Source organism: Amphritea sp. 1_MG-2023, assembly GCF_030547545.1.
Classification (GTDB): Bacteria; Pseudomonadota; Gammaproteobacteria; order Pseudomonadales; family Balneatricaceae; genus Amphritea.
Genome location: NZ_JAUOQE010000094.1, coordinates 1 through 506 on the forward strand (window position 1 = coordinate 1; position 506 = coordinate 506).

The 506-nt window shown below is 59.9% G+C and carries 1 protein-coding gene; it reads right to left on the reverse strand.

What is annotated here, in order from left to right:
* Positions 1 to 506: Calx-beta domain-containing protein (locus Q4488_RS18815; RefSeq protein ID WP_303582145.1), on the reverse strand; the 506-nt coding region annotated here is incomplete at both ends.

The following is a 506-nucleotide window of genomic DNA, read 5'->3' on the forward strand; positions in this document are numbered from 1 at the left end:
ATGCTCACATCGCCAATGCTGAAGCTGGTTGTATCGTCATCGGGGTTCGGGCCTGGGCCGGTGCCGTCATCGAGGATCGTACCCACGCCGGTGCCATCAACGATCTGACTGCCATTGGTGGCGTTGCTCAAGTTAACACTGAAGGTTTCTGCGCCTTCATAGGTGTCATCTGCGCTGGTCTGTACGGTGAAGGTTTTGCTGGTCTCACCCGCCGCAAAGGTCAAGGTACCGCTGTTTCCGGTGAAGTCATCCACTTCGGCGCTATCGCCCGCCGCAATCGCGGTGGCGAAGTCAACGGTTTGTTCATCGGCGGCATCGCCGCTACGGCTGACCGTGAAGGTCATTAAGCCGCCTTCGCTGATCTCAACATCGTTGACGCTAAAGCCGGTACGATCATCATCCGGTGCATCCGGGCCGTTCGGATCGAAGGGACCCGGGCCGGTGCCATCATCCAAGATGGTGCCGGTACCGGTGCCTGCGGTGGCACTGATCACTGCGCCGCCGGT